The following is a 264-nucleotide window of genomic DNA, read 5'->3' on the forward strand; positions in this document are numbered from 1 at the left end:
TCCGCGAACGTGTCTGGGAGTGGTACAGCTCCGCGTACACCACACGAAAAGCGCCCGGCGCACGCGAAGTCATCGTCATGACCCGCTGGCATCCACTGGACCTGTGCGGCCGGCTACTTGAGCGTGACGGCCGCACCGAAGAAGGCGGCGAATGGACCGTGCTCCACCTACCCGCCCTCGCCGTCGCACCCGACCCAGCGAAAGGCATCTACGCCGACCCCCTCGGCCGCGAACCAGGCGACCCACTCACGCATCCCGTCATCG

General features: G+C 67.4%; 1 protein-coding gene. It reads left to right on the forward strand.

What is annotated here, in order from left to right:
- Positions 1-77: 77 nt before the first annotated feature.
- On the forward strand, positions 78-264 hold a 187-nt coding region (locus tag AC3XQU_RS24090), incomplete at its 3' end, for a hypothetical protein (protein WP_489876647.1).

The sequence above is a fragment of the Telluria sp. AZSoR62 genome (genome assembly GCF_058111565.1).